General features: G+C 73.7%; 13 protein-coding genes and 1 tRNA gene. 4 read left to right on the forward strand and 10 right to left on the reverse strand.

Annotation, left to right across the window (positions count from 1 at the left end; genetic code table 11):
• Positions 1 to 20: 20 nt before the first annotated feature.
• From ACFXOZ_RS26750 to ACFXOZ_RS26765, 4 genes are all read right to left on the reverse strand, one after another.
• Positions 21 to 734, reverse strand: coding sequence for a VIT1/CCC1 transporter family protein (locus ACFXOZ_RS26750; protein ID WP_380525255.1), 714 nt, complete (start codon positions 732 to 734; stop codon positions 21 to 23).
• A 99-nt stretch (positions 735 to 833) separates the two neighbouring features.
• A complete protein-coding gene (locus ACFXOZ_RS26755) occupies positions 834 to 1448 on the reverse strand; it encodes an HAD family hydrolase (protein ID WP_380525256.1) in 615 nt (204 codons plus the stop codon).
• 50 nt (positions 1449 to 1498) lie between these two features.
• Positions 1499 to 2122, reverse strand: a complete 624-nt coding sequence (locus tag ACFXOZ_RS26760) for a methyltransferase family protein (RefSeq protein WP_380525257.1) — start codon at positions 2120 to 2122, stop codon at positions 1499 to 1501.
• A gap of 300 nt (positions 2123 to 2422) precedes the next feature.
• Positions 2423 to 2494: transfer RNA gene (locus tag ACFXOZ_RS26765), tRNA-Val, on the reverse strand.
• Between the two features lie 160 nt (positions 2495 to 2654).
• Here ACFXOZ_RS26765 and ACFXOZ_RS26770 point away from each other — a divergent pair.
• Both ACFXOZ_RS26770 and ACFXOZ_RS26775 read left to right on the forward strand, forming a co-directional pair.
• The gene (locus ACFXOZ_RS26770; RefSeq protein ID WP_380593048.1) at positions 2655 to 4028 is read left to right on the forward strand and encodes a hypothetical protein; all 1374 of its coding nucleotides are present in this window, start codon (positions 2655 to 2657) and stop codon (positions 4026 to 4028) included.
• A 22-nt stretch (positions 4029 to 4050) separates the two neighbouring features.
• Complete coding sequence (locus ACFXOZ_RS26775; protein ID WP_375887805.1) at positions 4051 to 4269, forward strand: zinc ribbon domain-containing protein; 219 nt, start codon at positions 4051 to 4053, stop codon at positions 4267 to 4269.
• Positions 4270 to 4300: 31 nt separating this feature from the next.
• On the opposite strand, the gene ACFXOZ_RS26780 is transcribed toward ACFXOZ_RS26775, so the two are convergent.
• From ACFXOZ_RS26780 to ACFXOZ_RS26790, 3 genes are all read right to left on the reverse strand, one after another.
• A complete protein-coding gene (locus ACFXOZ_RS26780) occupies positions 4301 to 5242 on the reverse strand; it encodes an HAD family hydrolase (protein ID WP_380593049.1) in 942 nt (313 codons plus the stop codon).
• Positions 5242 to 7824 (reverse strand): phosphoribosyltransferase, encoded by a 2583-nt coding sequence (locus ACFXOZ_RS26785; protein WP_380593050.1) that lies wholly within the window; start codon positions 7822 to 7824, stop codon positions 5242 to 5244. The genes ACFXOZ_RS26780 and ACFXOZ_RS26785 overlap by 1 nt, the downstream gene beginning before the upstream one ends.
• Positions 7825 to 7943: 119 nt before the next feature.
• On the reverse strand, positions 7944 to 9137 hold the full coding sequence (locus ACFXOZ_RS26790) for an HpcH/HpaI aldolase/citrate lyase family protein (protein ID WP_380593051.1): 1194 nt from the start codon (positions 9135 to 9137) through the stop codon (positions 7944 to 7946).
• Positions 9138 to 9512: 375 nt separating this feature from the next.
• Between ACFXOZ_RS26790 and ACFXOZ_RS26795 the strand changes: the two genes are divergently transcribed.
• On the forward strand, positions 9513 to 10748 hold the full coding sequence (locus ACFXOZ_RS26795) for a TerD family protein (RefSeq protein ID WP_380593052.1): 1236 nt from the start codon (positions 9513 to 9515) through the stop codon (positions 10746 to 10748).
• 155 nt (positions 10749 to 10903) lie between these two features.
• On the opposite strand, the gene ACFXOZ_RS26800 is transcribed toward ACFXOZ_RS26795, so the two are convergent.
• Entirely contained in the window at positions 10904 to 11662 is a 759-nt protein-coding gene (locus tag ACFXOZ_RS26800) for a Tellurium resistance (protein WP_375887791.1), read from the reverse strand.
• A 419-nt stretch (positions 11663 to 12081) separates the two neighbouring features.
• On the opposite strand from ACFXOZ_RS26800, the gene ACFXOZ_RS26805 reads away from it, so the two are divergent.
• Complete coding sequence (locus ACFXOZ_RS26805; protein ID WP_380593053.1) at positions 12082 to 13269, forward strand: DUF2637 domain-containing protein; 1188 nt, start codon at positions 12082 to 12084, stop codon at positions 13267 to 13269.
• A 133-nt stretch (positions 13270 to 13402) separates the two neighbouring features.
• On the opposite strand, the gene ACFXOZ_RS26810 is transcribed toward ACFXOZ_RS26805, so the two are convergent.
• The gene (locus ACFXOZ_RS26810; protein ID WP_375887788.1) at positions 13403 to 14497 is read right to left on the reverse strand and encodes a DUF475 domain-containing protein; all 1095 of its coding nucleotides are present in this window, start codon (positions 14495 to 14497) and stop codon (positions 13403 to 13405) included.
• Between the two features lie 169 nt (positions 14498 to 14666).
• Positions 14667 to 15245 (reverse strand): TerD family protein, encoded by a 579-nt coding sequence (locus ACFXOZ_RS26815; RefSeq protein ID WP_375887786.1) that lies wholly within the window; start codon positions 15243 to 15245, stop codon positions 14667 to 14669.
• Between the last annotated feature and the right edge of the window lie 306 nt (positions 15246 to 15551).

The raw sequence follows: 15551 nt of genomic DNA on the forward strand, positions 1-15551 counted from the left end.
CGGGGCAACCGACGGGCGCCTCAGCCGGTGACGTGGTCCAGCAGCACCCCGCCGCTGTACGTCACCGCCATCGCCAGCAGCCCGCCCGCCACGTTGCGCGCCACCGCCCGCCCCGCCCCCGCCCCGCCGAGCCGGGCACTCGTCCAGCCCGAGGCCGTCAGCGCCAGCACCACCGCGGCCACCGTCACCCCCAGCCGCCAGGACTCCGGCGGCAGCAGCACCGCCAGCAGCGGCACCAGCGCACCCAGCGTGAACGCGGCCGCACTCGCCAGCGCCGCCTCCCAGGGATTGGTCAACGCCTCCGGATCGATGCCGAGTTCGGTCTGCGCGTGGGCCGCCAGCGCGTCCCGCTCGGTCAGCGCCGTGGCCACCTCCCGGGCCAGCCCGTCGGCCAGCCCGCTGTCCCGGTAGTAGTCGGTCAGTTCGTCGAGCTCCCCCTCCGGGTCCTCCGCCAGCTCGCGCCGCTCCTTCGCCAACGCGGCCCGCTCGGTGTCCCGTTGGGTGCTGACCGAGACGTACTCGCCGGCCGCCATCGACATCGCCCCCGCCAGCAGCCCGGCCACCCCCGCCGCCAGCAGCGCGGCGCGGGACCCGGCCGCGCCCGCCACACCGGTCACGATCCCGGCCGTCGAGACCACGCCGTCGTTGGCACCCAGCACGGCGGCCCGCAACCAGTTCAACCGCGCCGACAGCTCCGCCCGGGTCTCCCCCGCCTCCCCCGTCCGCTCCGCCATCCGCGCCCACCGCCCTCAGGGGTCCGTACGGTCCCCCCGATCCTCGCCCGGCCCCTGCGGCCCCGCCACCGGTCACCCGTCCCCATCACCCGTCACCAGTCACCCCAGGAGCGGTGCCAGCGCCCGCCGCAGGTCCTCCGGGCCCCGGTAGAGCACCCCGGTCATCCCCAGTGCCACCGCCGCGTCCACGTTCTCCTGCCGGTCGTCGACGAACAGGCACCGCTCCGGCCTCGCCCCGGCCCGCCCGGCGGCGATCTCGTAGATCCGGCGGTCCGGCTTCGCGCTGCCCACCCGGGAGCTGTTCACCACCTCGTCCGCCAGGTCCGTCAGCCCCAGGAACGCCAGGTCCTCGTCCAGCCACACCGTCGCATTGGTCACCAGCACCACCCGACAGTGCTCCCGCACCCGCCGCAGCAGTTCCACCACGACCTCGTCCGCCCAGAACGGCGAGTGCGCGAACGCCTCCGCCAGGCCCCGGGCCGCCTCCTCCGACACCCGGCCGGCCAACCCGCGCGCGATCGAGTCCACCCACTCCGCCCGGCCGATCCGCCCCAACAACAAGGGCAGGTCGTTCACCGGCGCGAACCCGACCGCCGCCGTGCTCCCCTCCTCCACCCCGGCGGCCCGCTCCAGCGCGGCCACCCCGGCCCCGTCGAAGAACCGGATCACACCGTCCACATCACACAGCACCGCATCAAAAGCCTTGGTAGTCACCCGTTTCTCCTACCACAGCAGGCCCCCGCCCCGGCGCCCCGGGGACGCCCTCAACTCCCGGACGGACCCGGGCGGTGCCACCCCCGCGGAACCAGCGCCGGCACCCGGGCCCGGTATCCCTCGTACTCCGCCCCGAACAGGCCGGCCATCATCCCGTCCTCGGCCCGCACCCTCAGCAGCAACCACGGGACGACGACCAGCAGATAGGCGACCCACACCCCGAAGCCGCAGGCCAGCATGCCCCCGCCGACCAGCCCGAGCAGCCCGGTGTAGATGGGGTGCCGCACCAGCCCGTACGGCCCGTCGGTCCGCAGCTCGTGCCGCTCCTGAACGGCCGGCACACTCGCCCACATCGTGCCCAGCACCCACCGGGCCCACAGCAGGAAAGCCGTCGAGGCCACCACCAACACCCCACCCAGCACCGCGAGTTCCGGCTGCCAGAACCTCAACTCCCGCCAGAAACCCTGAGTCCGGTCCACCACCGCCAGCACCACGTACACCCCGACGCCCAACAGGACCCGCCGCAACAGCGAACGGCGCAACCCGCCCAACCACCCCCGGAACCCGGACCTCCCCACCACAGCGAAGTAGACGACACCCGCGACCCAGGCCACGCAGAAGATCGCCACGCACGTCCCGGTCACCACACCCAATACCGACTGCAGAGCTCCCATCCCGCAAGCCTCCGCCCCACCCCACCACCCCACCACCACCCCCGGGTGGAGCCACCCCCGCTCCACCCCCGTCCACCCCGAGGTGGAGCCCCTCACCTCGCACCACCGACCGGGAGCGCCTCCCCTGCCTGAGCCGGCACCGGGCCCCGACTCCCCGAGATCGTTTAGGAGAGATTCAGGCGTCGGACTCGCGCATCGAAACCGTCCAAGACTGCTGTCAGCCTGCCGGAACGACTGCGGCCCAGGTCGGAATCATGCTCCTGACCTGGGCCGCAGTGCGCGTTTCAGCTGTTCACGGGGTGGGCGCGGACGGTTTCGAACCGCCGACATCTGCTTTGTAAGAGCAGCGCTCTACCACTGAGCTACGCGCCCCCGGTCGTGGCCCTTCGGGCGTACGACGAGTGCCTAGGGTACCTGGTCCGGCGGGGTGGTGTGGTGCGGGCGGGGTGGGGTGGTGGGAGGGGGCTGCCCGTGGTGCGGGGGGATCGGGGAGAATGGGCGCGGATCAGCGGGTCGGAGCAGGGAGCGCGCAGTGGCGGTGGCCGGCGGGAGCGGGCGGCGGGGGCGGCGTCGGGCGGGGAGTGCGCTGGGCGACGCGCTGGTGTTGCCGGTGGTGCTGGCGGGTGCGTTGGGGGCGGTCGGGCTGGCGTCGGCGGGCAGTGGCGGCTGGTGGGGGCGGCGGGGTGCCGGGGACGGTGTGCGGGCGGAGGCGCGGGAGGCGCGGGCCGCGGCGCAGGAGGCGTTCTACGAGCTGGACGAGACGCAGCGCGAGCTCCGGTTGGCGGTGGAGACCGTCCGGGCGGTCGAGGAGGGTGTGGCGGCGCAGCGGGTGCTGGCCGAGCTGCCGGCGATCTCCGGCCGGGTCGAGCAGGTCACGGTGAACTACCTGGCCGCGCTCGACGCCCATGACCTGGACCGGGAGGACCTGGACGCCGGTTCGGTGGCCCAGGCCCGGCGGCTGCTGGTGGACGTGCAGGGCCAGCTCCGCTCGGCCCGCGCCGAGCTGACCGACTTCCTGCGCCGCCTCCAGCCGACCCTGCTCCACGCCGAGCAGCAGCTGATGCGGGTCACACCGGCCGTGGAGCAGGCCAAGCACGCGCTGCTGCGGGCGACCACCACGCTGGACGAGGTGCGCGGCGCCGGGCTGCGGGCGGACGACCTGGCGGCCCGGCTGGCCGAGCTGGCGCCGGAGTTGGGGCGGCTGAACGAGGGGGCGGCGCGGCACGGCGTGGCGGCCACGCTGCAGCGGGCCGAGGAGGTGCGGCGGCGGGCGGAGGCGATCACCGCCGATGCCGCCCAGCTGCCCGAGCGGGCCCGGGAGCTGGACCGCCGGGTGTCCAGCCTGCGGACCCGGATCCAGGCGCTGGAGACCAAGGCGGAGACGGTCGATCCGGCGCTGAGCGAGCTGCGCCGCCGGTTCAGCACGGCCTGCTGGCAGGACCTCCAGCGGGTGCCCGAGCAGGTCGCCGAGGCGGGCCGGGCCGCCGGGCGCAAGCTCGCCGAGGCCGCCCGGGCCCGGGACGAGCAGCGGTGGGCGGACGCCACGGCCGCGATCGGTACGGTCCGCGCGCTGCTGGAGACCGCGGACGGCTCGGTGCAGGCCGTGAACGACCGCTTGCGGCAGCTGAACGAGGTGCAGCACGACCCGAACCGGGAGGCGGAGCGCGCCCGTTTCGCCGTCCGGGACGCCCAGCGGCTGGCGATGGCGGGCCGCACCGCGCCGGACCCGCGGCACGCCGGCCCGCTGGACGAGGCGGTGGCCCGACTGGACCGGGCGCTGGAGACCCTCCAGGCCTCGGGCCGGCACCCCGACTACTGGCACTTCCTGACCGAGCTGGCGGCGGTGCGCGAGACGGCGGCACGGGTGATCGGCATGATCCGCGGCGATCTGGGCCCGCACCGTTGAGCGCGGTCGGTACCCTGCCGGTATGCCACGCTACGACTTCCGCTGCCGCTCCTGCGGCGCCACCTTCGAGCTCCGCCGCGCGATGGCGCAGGCCAACGACCCCGCCGTCTGCCCGCAGGGCCACCCGGACACCGTGAAGCTGCTGTCCACCGTCGCCGTCACCGGCGCGGCGGGCGGCGCGCCGCAGCAGGCCCCGAGCGGGGGCGGGGGCGGCTGCTGCGGCGGCGGGTGCTGCGGCTGACCGAGGAGGACCGGTGGCGACCGACCGACGGCTAACCGGCGACGACGGGGTCGGCGGGCATGACCGAGGCGGTGGCCGCGGTGGCCGCCGTCAGGAACCGGCGGACGATCTCCTCCCCCGCCGCCACCCCCACCTCCGCCAGGGCGGTGACGCCGGGGGCCGTCCATCCGCCGTCGGCCAGTTCGCCGTGCCCGGGCCGCCACCCGGCGTCGGCGGCGAGCAGCAGGTCGGCGTCCAGCAGGGAGTCGCCGGCCGCCAGGACGGTGTGCGCGCCGCTGCGGCGGACGGCCTCGGCGAGCGCGGCGCTCTTGGTGAGCGGCTGCGGCACGGCGTACACCTTGCGGCCCTGCAGTGAGACCCGCCAGCCGCGTTCGGCGCACCAGCCGGTGAGTTCGGGCAGCCAGCCGTCGGGCAGCCGGTCGCGTTCGACGACCAGGTAGGCGAACTGCTCGTCGGCGACCCGCCGTTTGCGCGTCCACTCCGGGTCGGCGCTCAGGGCGAGTTGGCGCACCACCTCGTCCAGCGGGGCGGCGCCGGCGGCGATCCGCGCGGTGATCTCGCGGCGCCAGTCGCGGTCCGGCTCGCCGTCCACCAGCAGCTGCCCGCCGTTCGCGCAGATCGCGTACGTGGGCGTCGGTCCGGGCAGGTTGACCCGTCGGTACTGTTCGACGGTCCGGGTGGTGGCGGGTACGAAGCGGGCCCGGCGGCCCAGTTCGACCAGCAGGGCGGCGGCCCGTTCGGTCAGGAAGGACAGCGGGCGGCCGTCCAGCACCTCGACGCAGAGCAGCCGCGGCGCGAGCCGGTCGGGGCCGGCCAGGGCCAGGGCCCGCTCGGAGTAGATGAGCGTACGGTCGAGGTCGCTGGCCACCAGCACGCCACCCTCGTCACCGCCCGGACCACCCGCTCCGCCCGGACCACCTGCACTGCCCGCACCGCCACCCGCGCTGCCACCCGTACCGTCCACGGCACCCATCAGGACTCCCTCCCCGTCACGGCCCGTCCGCTCTCCCCCGTCGCGCCCCGACTGTAGCGGGGGTGGATGAGGCCCACGCAGCTGTACGGCAGCCCGTCCACCTCCTCGACCGGGACGCCGCGTTGGGCGGCGAGCAGCCGTACGTGGTCGAGGTCGGTGCCCGCGCCGCGCCGGGCCAGCACCCGCCAGGGCACCCGGCGCAGCAGCACCCGGGTGGTCTCGCCGACGCCGGGCTTCACCAGGTTGATGTTGTCGATGCCGTACTCGGCGCTGATCCGCTCGACGGCGGCCCAGCCGGCCCAGTCGGGCGTGCGGTCCGGGTCGGCGGCGAGCCGTCCGGCCGCCTCGACCGCGAGGGCGCGGACCTCCCCGAAGTGGTCGGCCACTGCGGTCAGGAAGGCCTCCGAGACGTCCCCGCCCGCGAGGTCGGCGTAGTGCTTGGCGCCGTGGAAGTCTCCGGGGCCGATCAGTCCGGCCCGCAGTACGGTGCGCGAGACCAGCCCGGACACCGTGGAGTTGAGGCAGGCGGAGGGGATCAGGAAGTCCTCCCGGGTGCCGTACGTCCGGACGCAGCGGCCCGGGTCGGCGAGCACCGCGAGGTCCGGGTCGAAGCCGGTGCCGGCCAGCGCGTCGGTGAGTTCGCGGGTGATCGCGCCCTTCCCGGTCCAGCCGTCCACGAAGACTACGTCGGACGCCCGGTGGTGGGCCGCCAGATAGCGCAGCGCGACCTGGTCGATGCCGCGGCCGCGGACGATGGACACCGCGTAGTGCGGCACGGACAGGCCGTGGGCGAAGGCCAGCCAGCGGCGGACCAGGATGCCGACCGGCGTGCCGGCCCGGGCCAGCGAGGCGAGCACCAGGCCGGGCCCCCGCTCGCGCAACAGGGTCTCGGCGACGGTGCCGACCGCGAGCGCCATCCGGCGGGCCGAACCGCGCAGCGCCTGGTGGAACAGCTCCTGGTACTCGGGGCTGGGGCAGTACTCGACCGGCAGCGACTCGGCGTAGTGGGCGCCGCCGTGCTGGACGGCCTCCTCCCGCTCCTCGGTGGGGGCCTCCAGCGGGACGTCGGAGAGGTCCTTGAGCAGCCAGGCGACCTCCTCCGGACGGTAGGAGGAGAACTCCGGCCCGTACAGCGGAGTCGGCAGCGCAGCCGGCAACGGGGAGGACGGCGGGGAGGACAGCGCGGAGGACGGCGCGGCGGGCAGCACCGGGCGGTACGAGGGGAGTACCGCGAGGACCACCCGGTCGGTCACCTGCCGCAGCTGGCGCAGCAGCGAGTACTCCCCCTGGTGCAGGGCCGGGGTATCGGCTACGTCGTCCACCACCAGCACCACGGCGTCGAAGCGGCGGGCCCCGTCCGCACCGGGGGCGACGTTGTAGACGTAGCGCTCGCGCGAGCCGCCGTCCTGCGGGTCGTCGTGGGCCGGGAAGACCAGCCGGGTGCGGATGGCGTAGCCGGGGTCGTCCACGGCGAGGACGGGCGAGCGGGTGGTGGTGGAGTAGCGGATGCGGTCGCCGCCGAACCGCTGGGCGAGCGCCTCGGCGAGCCGCAGCGGCGCGTACATCAGCTCCTCGAAGCCGAGCACCAGGACCCGCTGCTGCTCGGCACCGTCCACCGCCGCACCCGTACCGACCGCCGCGCCGGCACCCACCGCCGCACCGTCCGCCGGCCCGGCGCCGGCACCCAGCGCCTGCGCCAACTGCCCGGCCAGAGCGGGCAGTACGGCGTCCAGCCGCTCGCGGTCGTGCGCCGTGAAGCCGTGCCGTCCACCGTCCGGCAGCCCGGCGGGCCAGTCCAGCTCGACCCGGACCAGCGGGGCGGGCTCGACGGCCGGCGGCGGGGCGGCCTGGGGGACGGCGGCGATCAGCCGCTCGGCCCGGGCCACGATGTCCTCGTGCAGGTCGACGCCACCGCTCGCGGTGGCCACCACGTCGAGCCGGGCGCCGAGTTCGGCGGCGGCCGCGGCGAGCCGGTGCCGGTCCTCGGCGGAGCGCAGGTCGACCAGGGCGACCACCACGTAGTGGCCGCGCGGGTGGCGGCGGTGCAGTTCACGGATGGTGTTGAGGACGGTCCGGCCGGTCGAGAGCTCGTCGTCCACCAGCACCAACGGACCGTCACCCGAGAGGAGTTCGGGGTCGGCCGGGAGGAGCAGGTGCCCGGTGGCGTGGGAGTGCTCCTCCTCGAAGCCGCCGAGCGGGGGCACCCCGGGGACGGGGCGGCGGGTGGAGTGCAGGCAGGGTGCGTCGAGCCCGTCGGCGACGCTGTGGCCGAGGCCGGTGGCGGTCTCCGCGTAGCCGAGCACGACGGCCCGGCCGGCCTCCGCGGGGCCGAGCAGCTCCCGGACCCGGCGGCCGAGTTCGAGGCCGGCGCCGTGCACCACGGCGGGCCGCTGCGGGACGTGCTTGCCGAGCACGCTGGAGACCAGCAGGTGGGCCCGCTTGGGGTTGCCGGACCGCAGGGCCAGGCCGACCAGTTCGGGCAGGCGCTCCGATCCGGTCAGCGCGATCCCGGCCCGCTCGGCGACCCAGCGCCCGGTCCAGCCGCCCTCCGCCGCCACCGCCGCCGTCTCTGCTCTCTTCACTGCTGGTCCCGCCTTCGGTGGTGCTGATCGATCGGTTTCGCGCGTGTCGGGTCGTACTGGGTCGGGTCATGCCGGGTCGGATCGGGTCGGGCCATGACGGTCGGATCGAGGGGCCGGGGTCAGCCGCACAGGCAGGCGGACAGGAGCTCCGCGAAGCTCACGTCCTCCCGGGCCACCCCGAAGACCTCCGCCCGCAGCAGCACCCGCTCCGCCCAGGCGCGGTGCGGCCGGGCCTCGTTCATCTTGTTCGTGTACGCCGAGCGGAGTACCCCGCCGCCGTCCTGCTCCTGTCGCAGGATGTCGCGCGCGTCGCAGTACTCCTCGTGCGTGACCACGGACAGCGCGTGCACCGCGGGGACGTGGCTGGGATGGATGCAGGTCTTGCCCAACAAGCCGTTGGCGCGGTCGAGTTCGACCTCGCGGATGAGCCCGTCCAGGTCGTGCTCGATGATCCTCCGGCGGACCTCCTCGCCGGAGGCCCGGGCGGTGCCGGCCGTCGCGGCGAACGGGGTGCGGCGCAGCTGCGGCTTGAACATCCGCTCCTGCACCGGGAAGTACTCCCAGACCGGCCCGGTCACGGTGTACCCGGTGCCGTCGGCCCGGCCGAGCACATTGACCACGTCACCGATCACGGCCGCGACCAGGGCCACGTCGTAGGCGGTGAGGTCGGGTGAGCGCCGCAGCCCGTAGGCGGAGCACAGGTCGGTGACACCGAGCCGGACGGCGAGCACCCGGTCGCGGTGCTCGGCGAGCAGGCCGGCGATGCCGAAGAGCTGTTCGCGCCTGGTCTCCAGGTGGGCGAGTTCGGGCGTCTCCAGGACGGGCATGGCGAACAGCCGCCGCCCGGTGGCGGCCTCGGCGGCGGCGAGCGCGGCCAGGTAGGCGCCGCCGGTCTCCGGGGTGAACTTGGGCAGGACGAAGCCGCTCAGCAGCCCGGCGGCCGGGCCGAGCCGCTCGGCCAGGTCGAGGATCTGCTCGGCGGTGCGGACCCTGATGAAGAGAAGCGGATGATCCTGTGCACAATCGGTGAAATCATTGACCAGGTCCGACAACTGCTCGATCAGGTTGCGTTCGCCCGCATCCACCTCGTGGTCGGCGATCGCGTCCTCCAGGCAGAGCACCATCGACACCACGCCCTGCCCGGCCAGCTTGCGGATGTCGGCGGCCAGTGCGGGCCTGGTCGCGGGGCTGTAGAGGGTGCCGCCGAGGGCGGTGGCGAGCACCGCGGGCTCGCTCCCCGCGGTGAACGTCCGCGGCTGCTCCAGGAACAGCCGGGCGCGGACGTCGTCGGCGAGGTGGCCGAAATGGCGCATGGTGCTCTCCTCGGGGCTGGACGGCGGGCTGGCCGACCGGACGGACGGCCTCCGGCCCGCGGTTTCCGCCTGGACGCACCGCCGGCGGACTCCCCTCCACCGGCCTCCGGGGGCCTGTTCGAAGGCCCATCGTACGGACGGTTTCCGGCCGTTCCCGGCGTCGGGGCACTGAACTCCCGGAACATCCGGCCGGCACCCGACCCACCCGGAACGATCATCCTGCGGGCAACGGCCCGGCGCGAACGGACCACTCGCCGGTCAGCGAAGGCCCGCCGCAAACCTCGATCCGACGCAAGTCTTGGCAAAGTCCGCCCCCACGCCGACCGTCCCGGTCACGTTGTCCGAAGGGGTGGCGAACGGGCAGGATGGTCCGCTATGACGCACGTGATGGCCAAGGGCGCCAACATCGCACTGCCGGCGGCGGCGGTCCGCGCCGTGCTGCGCTGGAGCGCCACGCCCGGTGCGCCGGACGTGGACGCGTCCGCGCTGCTGCTCGGCACCGACGGCAAGGTCCGTTCGGACGCCGACTTCGTCTTCTACAACCAGCCCCGCCACCCCTCCGGCCTGGTCCGCCACCTGCCCAAGCAGCACACCGCGGGCGGCGCCGAGATCATCGACACGGTCGAGGTCGAACTGGCCAAGCTGCCGGTCGAGGTGGACCGGGTGGTGCTGGCCGGTTCCTCCGAGGGCGGCTCGTTCCGCGCCGTCCCGGGGCTGCGGCTGCTGCTGTTCGACGCCGCCACGGGTGACGGCGCGGTTCCGCTCGCCGAGTTCGCGATCGTGGACGCCGAGAACGTGTCCGCGCTGGTCGCGGGTGAGCTGTACCGGCGCAACGGCTCGTGGAAGTTCCGGGCGATCGGCCAGGGGTACACCTCGGGACTGATCGGCCTGGCCACCGACTTCGGCATCACGGTCGACGACGAGGCGGAGGCCGCCGCCGCGGCCGCGGCCCGGTCGACCCCGGCTCCCGCCTCCACCGCCACCCCCACCGGCGCGGTCGACCCGCGGGCCACCCCGCTGCCCGACCCGCGCTCCGAGGCCCGGCCCGAACCCGGCACCTTCACCCTGAGCCCGGCCGTCCCCCAGTCCCCGACCCAACCTCCGGCCCAGCCCCCGGCCGCTCCGGCCACCCCGGCCCCTGCCCCGGCGGCCGCCACCGCGAACGGCCCGGCCACCCCGCCCCCGCCGGTGGCCCCGCCCACCGTGCCCCCGAACCTCCCGCCGGCCCCGCCCGCGCCCCCGGCACACCAGCCCCCGACCCACCAGCCCCCGGCCCACCAGCCGGGCACCCAGTCGGGCGGCTACGGCTACCCGCAGCACCAGCCCGGCACCGGGTACGGCTACCCCCAGCACCAGCCCGCGACCGGCTACGGCTACCCCCAGCCCCACCAGCCGTACCCGCCGCAGCAGCCCCAGCCGGGCACCCACTCCGGCGGCTACGGCTACCCCCAGCACCAGCCCGGCACCGGGTACGGCTACCCCCAGCACCAGCCGGGCACCGGCCAGCAGCCGCCCGTCCCGCCGCAGCCCCCGGCACCGGCACCGACCCAGGGCCCGCCCGCCGAGGAGTTCGCGCTGCCCCCGCAGGGACCGCAGTTCCAGCCCCACTGACCCACTGCGCCGTCCCCACCGGAACCGCCGGAACCACCGCGCACCCCGGACCCGCCCCACACCCCGCCCCGCCGAGCCCGACGCCCGGCGGGGCCGCCCGGCGGGGCCCCGCGCGACACCCCGGCCCCGGGCAACACCACGCCCCCGCCAGGGACTCAGTCCCCGCCCCCGCCCGGCTGCTGCCCCTTGTACCCCCGCTGCCACTGCATCCCGAAGCCGTACAACCGGTCGATGTCCGCCTGGAACCCGTTCACGTACCGCACCTCGCGGCGCACGGTCAGCTGGTTGTCCCCGGCGTTCTCGATCAGCACCACCGCGCAGGAGCGCGCCGACCGGGCACGTTCGTCCAGCTTGATCTCGATCCGCGGCCCGGTCTGCGGCACGATCGTTATCACCGCGTGGGTCTGCTCGAAGGCCGGGGTGCCGTCGTAGATGTAGACGAAGATCAGCAGCCGCTTGAACTTGTCCTTCTTCTCCAGGTTGACGTACATCGTCTCGCCGGAGGGCGCCCCGTACTGGTCGTCGCCGCTGAGCTTGATGAACGGCGGTTCCCGCAGGTCGCCGAAGAGTTCACCGAGCGGCTGCACCACGCCCCGGGTGCCGTCGGAGAGTTCGTACATGCAGGCGAGGTCGAGGTCGACGTTCAGTTGCTCGTTGCCCCCCGGCGAGTCGGGCTCCAGCGGGCTGAGGATCCGCGGGCTGAAGAACCGTTTGAGGGTGTCCCGGGTGCTCGGCCGGACGGCGCCCGAGCGCATGGTCCAGTGCAGGTTGACGTAGAGGTAGCCGGTGGTGGCGGCCGAGCCGGTGATCGCGTGCTGCGGCGCCGACTTGGTGAGCGTGACCTTGTGCTGCCCGCCCGGGTTGTCGAAGGTGTAGCTCTTGTCCCCGCGCAGGTACTCCCAGATCGAGACCATCCAGTCCTCTCCCCCTGCCTCCGTGCGGCGGTCTGACGATCCGCCGGTCCATGGACGATCCGCTGGTCCATGATCGGGCATCGACCGGGCCGACGGATACCCGAACTCCTCCTTTCCCTACCCCGCCCGGCCGTTGACGCCCACCCGCAGCGCGAACCCGCGGCGCGAACCCGCAACCCGAACCCGCGACCCGAACCGGTGGGTCGATTGGCCCGGGGAAGCCGCCCTCCCGTAACATGCCGCCCCTTCGGACGCGATATCGTCTAGCCGCACAGGTGTCCCGTCCGCCCCTGCGCGGGCGCGGTGGGCACGTCGTGCGGCGACGAACGAACCGTCAGGCGGCACCCGCCCCGCGGGACCTGACCACCTGTGTCGCGCTGTGAACCTGTCCCCTGCGGAAACCCGAGGCCCGACCCGCAATGAACCTGACCTCCATACAGCTGGTCTGGACCGTCGTCGGCGGCGCAGCCCTGCTGTTCATCGCCATCCTGATGGCGACGCTGCGATTCAAGAGCACGAAGCACGACGAGGCCGGCGATTCCTGGGAGCGCAGCGAGGAGCGCCGCCGCCGCAAGGAGATGATCTACGGCATCTCCTCGTACACCCTGCTGTTCTGCTGCGCCGGCGTCGCGGCCGCGCTCTCCTTCCACGGCCTGGTGGGCTTCGGCATCGAGAACCTGGGCCTGTCCAACGGCTGGGAGTACCTCGTCCCGTTCGGCCTGGACGGCGCTGCGATGTTCTGCTCGGTGCTCGCCGTCCGCGAGGCCAGCCACGGTGACGCCGCGCTCGGTTCCCGCCTGCTGGTCTGGGTGTTCGCGATCGCCTCGGCCTGGTTCAACTGGGTGCACGCCCCGCGCGGCCTGGGCCACGCCGGCGCCCCGCAGTTCTTCTCCGGCATGTCGATCTCGGCGGCGATCCTGTTCGACCGGGCGCTCAAGCAGACCCGCAAGGCCGCGCTGCGCGAGCAGGGCCTGGTGCCGCGTCCGCTGCCGCAGATCCGCATCGTCCGCTGGCTGCGCGCCCCGCGCGAGACCTACGCGGCCTGGTCGCTGATGCTGCTGGAGAACGTCCGCAGCCTGGACGAGGCGGTCGAGGAGGTGCGCGAGGAGCGCCAGGCGAAGCTGGACGCCAAGGTGCGCGCCCGTTCCGCCGACCGCCGCGAGCGGGCCGAGTTGAAGGCGATCTCGCGCCAGGGCGGCATGCTCGCCCGGGCCCGCGGCGGGCGTCAGGTGCCCGCGCTCACGGCGGCCGGAGACGGCCAGACCGCTACGGAGCCTGCCCTAGCCGCCGAGAGCGACCGCACCGCCCCGACCGCGCACGACCCGTACCTCTCCCCCACCCCGTCCCTCTCGGCGAGCACGCTGGACCGCTCCGCCCTGGACACCGGCCGCCGCCCGCGTGCCGCCGTCGGGTCGTCCTACGCCTCCGCCACGAGCGGTTCCACGAGCGGCTCCACGAGCGGCTCGACCGGCAGCTCGGCGTCGTCCTCGTCCTCGTCCTACCGCAGCTCGACCATCGACCTGACGGCCGACGACGACACCCTCTCGATGCCGAAGCTGGACTCGCTGGAGCGCAAGCTGCGCGCGATCGAGCAGCAGCTGGGCTGACGCCCCGCCCGGCACCCCGCAGGAACAACGCAGGAACAACGCAGGAACAACGCGAACGGCCGCCCCCGGATCCCCGGAGGCGGCCGTCGCGTTCCCCGGCCCTACGGCCGGAGAGGGGGTGGCGGGCGGCGGACTACTGCCCGCTGCCCACGAGTTCCTTCTCCCCCTCCGCCGCCTCGCGCCGGTTGCGCAGCATCGAGGAGAGGAGGGCCAGCCCGATGAAGGCGACGCCGATCAGGCCGGTGACGATCTCCGGGATGTGGTACTTGATCCCGACCAGCAGGATCACGGCCAGCGCGCCGATCGCGTAGTGGGCGCCGTGCTCCAGGTAGACGTAGTCGTCCAGGGTCCCCTTGCGGACCAGGAAGACGGTCAGCGAGCGGATGTACATCGCGCCGATGCCGAGGCCCAGGGTGATCTGGAAGATGTCGTTGGAGATCGCGAAGGCGCCGACCACGCCGTCGAAGGAGAACGACGCGTCCAGGACCTCCAGGTAGAGGAAGAGGAAGAACGCGGCCTTGCCGGCCACCTGGACGACGGACTTGCCGGACTTCTCCGCCTCCTCCTCGCGCTCGGCCTCCTCCTCCAGGCCCGATTCGAAGATCGAGGAGAGGCCGCCGACGACGAGGTAGGTGACCAGGCCGAGCACACCGGCCAGCAGAACGGTTTCGGCGTGCTCCGCCGCGAAGAAGCGCGAGGCCAGCACCAGCGCGACCAGGGCGACGACGCTGGACAGGGCGTCCAGCTTGCCGACCTTCTCCAGCGGGCGCTCCAGCCAGCCGAGCCAGTTGTGCTCCTTCTCGTCGAACACGAAGTCGAGGAAGATCATCAACAGGAAGACGCCGCCGAAGGCCGCGATGGCCGGGTTGGCCGCCTCCAGGTACTGGCCGTACGTGAGGCCGTCGTGGGTCGCGTTGGAGTGCAGGGCGAGGTCGATCACCGTCGCGGGGTTGAGCTTCGCGGTGAGGCCGACGACCAGCAGCGGGAAGACCAGTCGCATCCCGAAGACGGCGATCAGCACACCGACCGTCAGGAAGATCTTCTGCCAGTACGGGTTCATCCGCTTCAACACCGTGGCATTGACCACCGCGTTGTCGAAGGACAGGGAGATCTCCAGGATGGAGAGGATCAGCACGATGCCGAAGCCTTGGGCTCCCCAGAGCAGTCCGGCCGCGATCAGGCCCAGGGCGGTGATCGCGAACGACCAGCCGAATGTGCGGAGGAACACGGGAGTTGGCTACCTTTCGGGTTCTGGCCGTGTCGGGGGCGGCCTGGTCCCGAGACGCCTGACCGGGCCGGGCCCGGTCAGGTCACCCCCGCACTGCCCTCTGTTCTCTTGATCGTTTGATCGGTGATCATCTGATCGTTGATCGGTGCGATAAGTCCGTTTTACGCCCTTACTGTACGTTGACGCCGAAGTCGAGCGCGATCCCGCGCAGGCCGGAGGCGTACCCCTGGCCCACCGCGCGGAACTTCCACTCACCCGCGTACCGGTACAGCTCGCCGAAGATCATCGCGGTCTCGCTGGACGCGTCCTCGGACAGGTCGTAGCGTGCGATCTCCTCGCCGCCGACGGAGTTGACGACCCGGATGTAGGCGTTGCGCACCTGTCCGAAGTTCTGCAGCCGGGCCTCGGCCTCGTAGATCGAGACCGCGAAGACCACCTTGTCCGCCTGGGCCGGGACCAGCTCCAGGTTGACCAGGATCAGCTCGTCGTCACCCGCGTCGTCGCCGCCCACGAGGTTGTCGCCCTGGTGCTCCACCGAGCCCTCGGGGCTCTTGAGGTTGTTGTAGAAGACGAAGTACTCGTCACCGAGCACCCGTCCGCCACCGCAGAGCAGGGCGCTCGCGTCGAGGTCGAACGGTGCGCCCGTGGTCGAACGGGCGGACCAGCCGAGGCCGATCTGGACCTGCGTCAGGTTCGGCGCGGCCTTGGTGAGCGAGACGTTCCCGCCCTTGGCGAGCGTGACCACCATGGTGTTCTTCCTCCCTTGCTTCTCCCGGGGCGCCATACAGGTGTAGTCCCCCGCGGCCCCGGCCGGCCCGCTTCGGCCGGCTGAACTTCCTGAACTCACATCCTCGCAGCGCACCGGACCCCGACGAAGCCGGGCCGCTCCCGACCCCCCTCGAAGCCGCCCCCGACCTCCGACCAAGCCGGTCACGACACCGTCCGGAACCGCCCCCGCCCCCCGACGAAGCCGGGGCGGGGGGGGGCGCGCGCGGGGGGGGGGCGGCCCCCCCGGGGGCCCCCGCCGCCCCCCCCGCCGGCCGCGTCGCCGCCC

It is taken from the genome of Kitasatospora sp. NPDC059160 (genome assembly GCF_042755465.1).
Taxonomy (GTDB): Bacteria; Actinomycetota; Actinomycetes; order Streptomycetales; family Streptomycetaceae; genus Kitasatospora.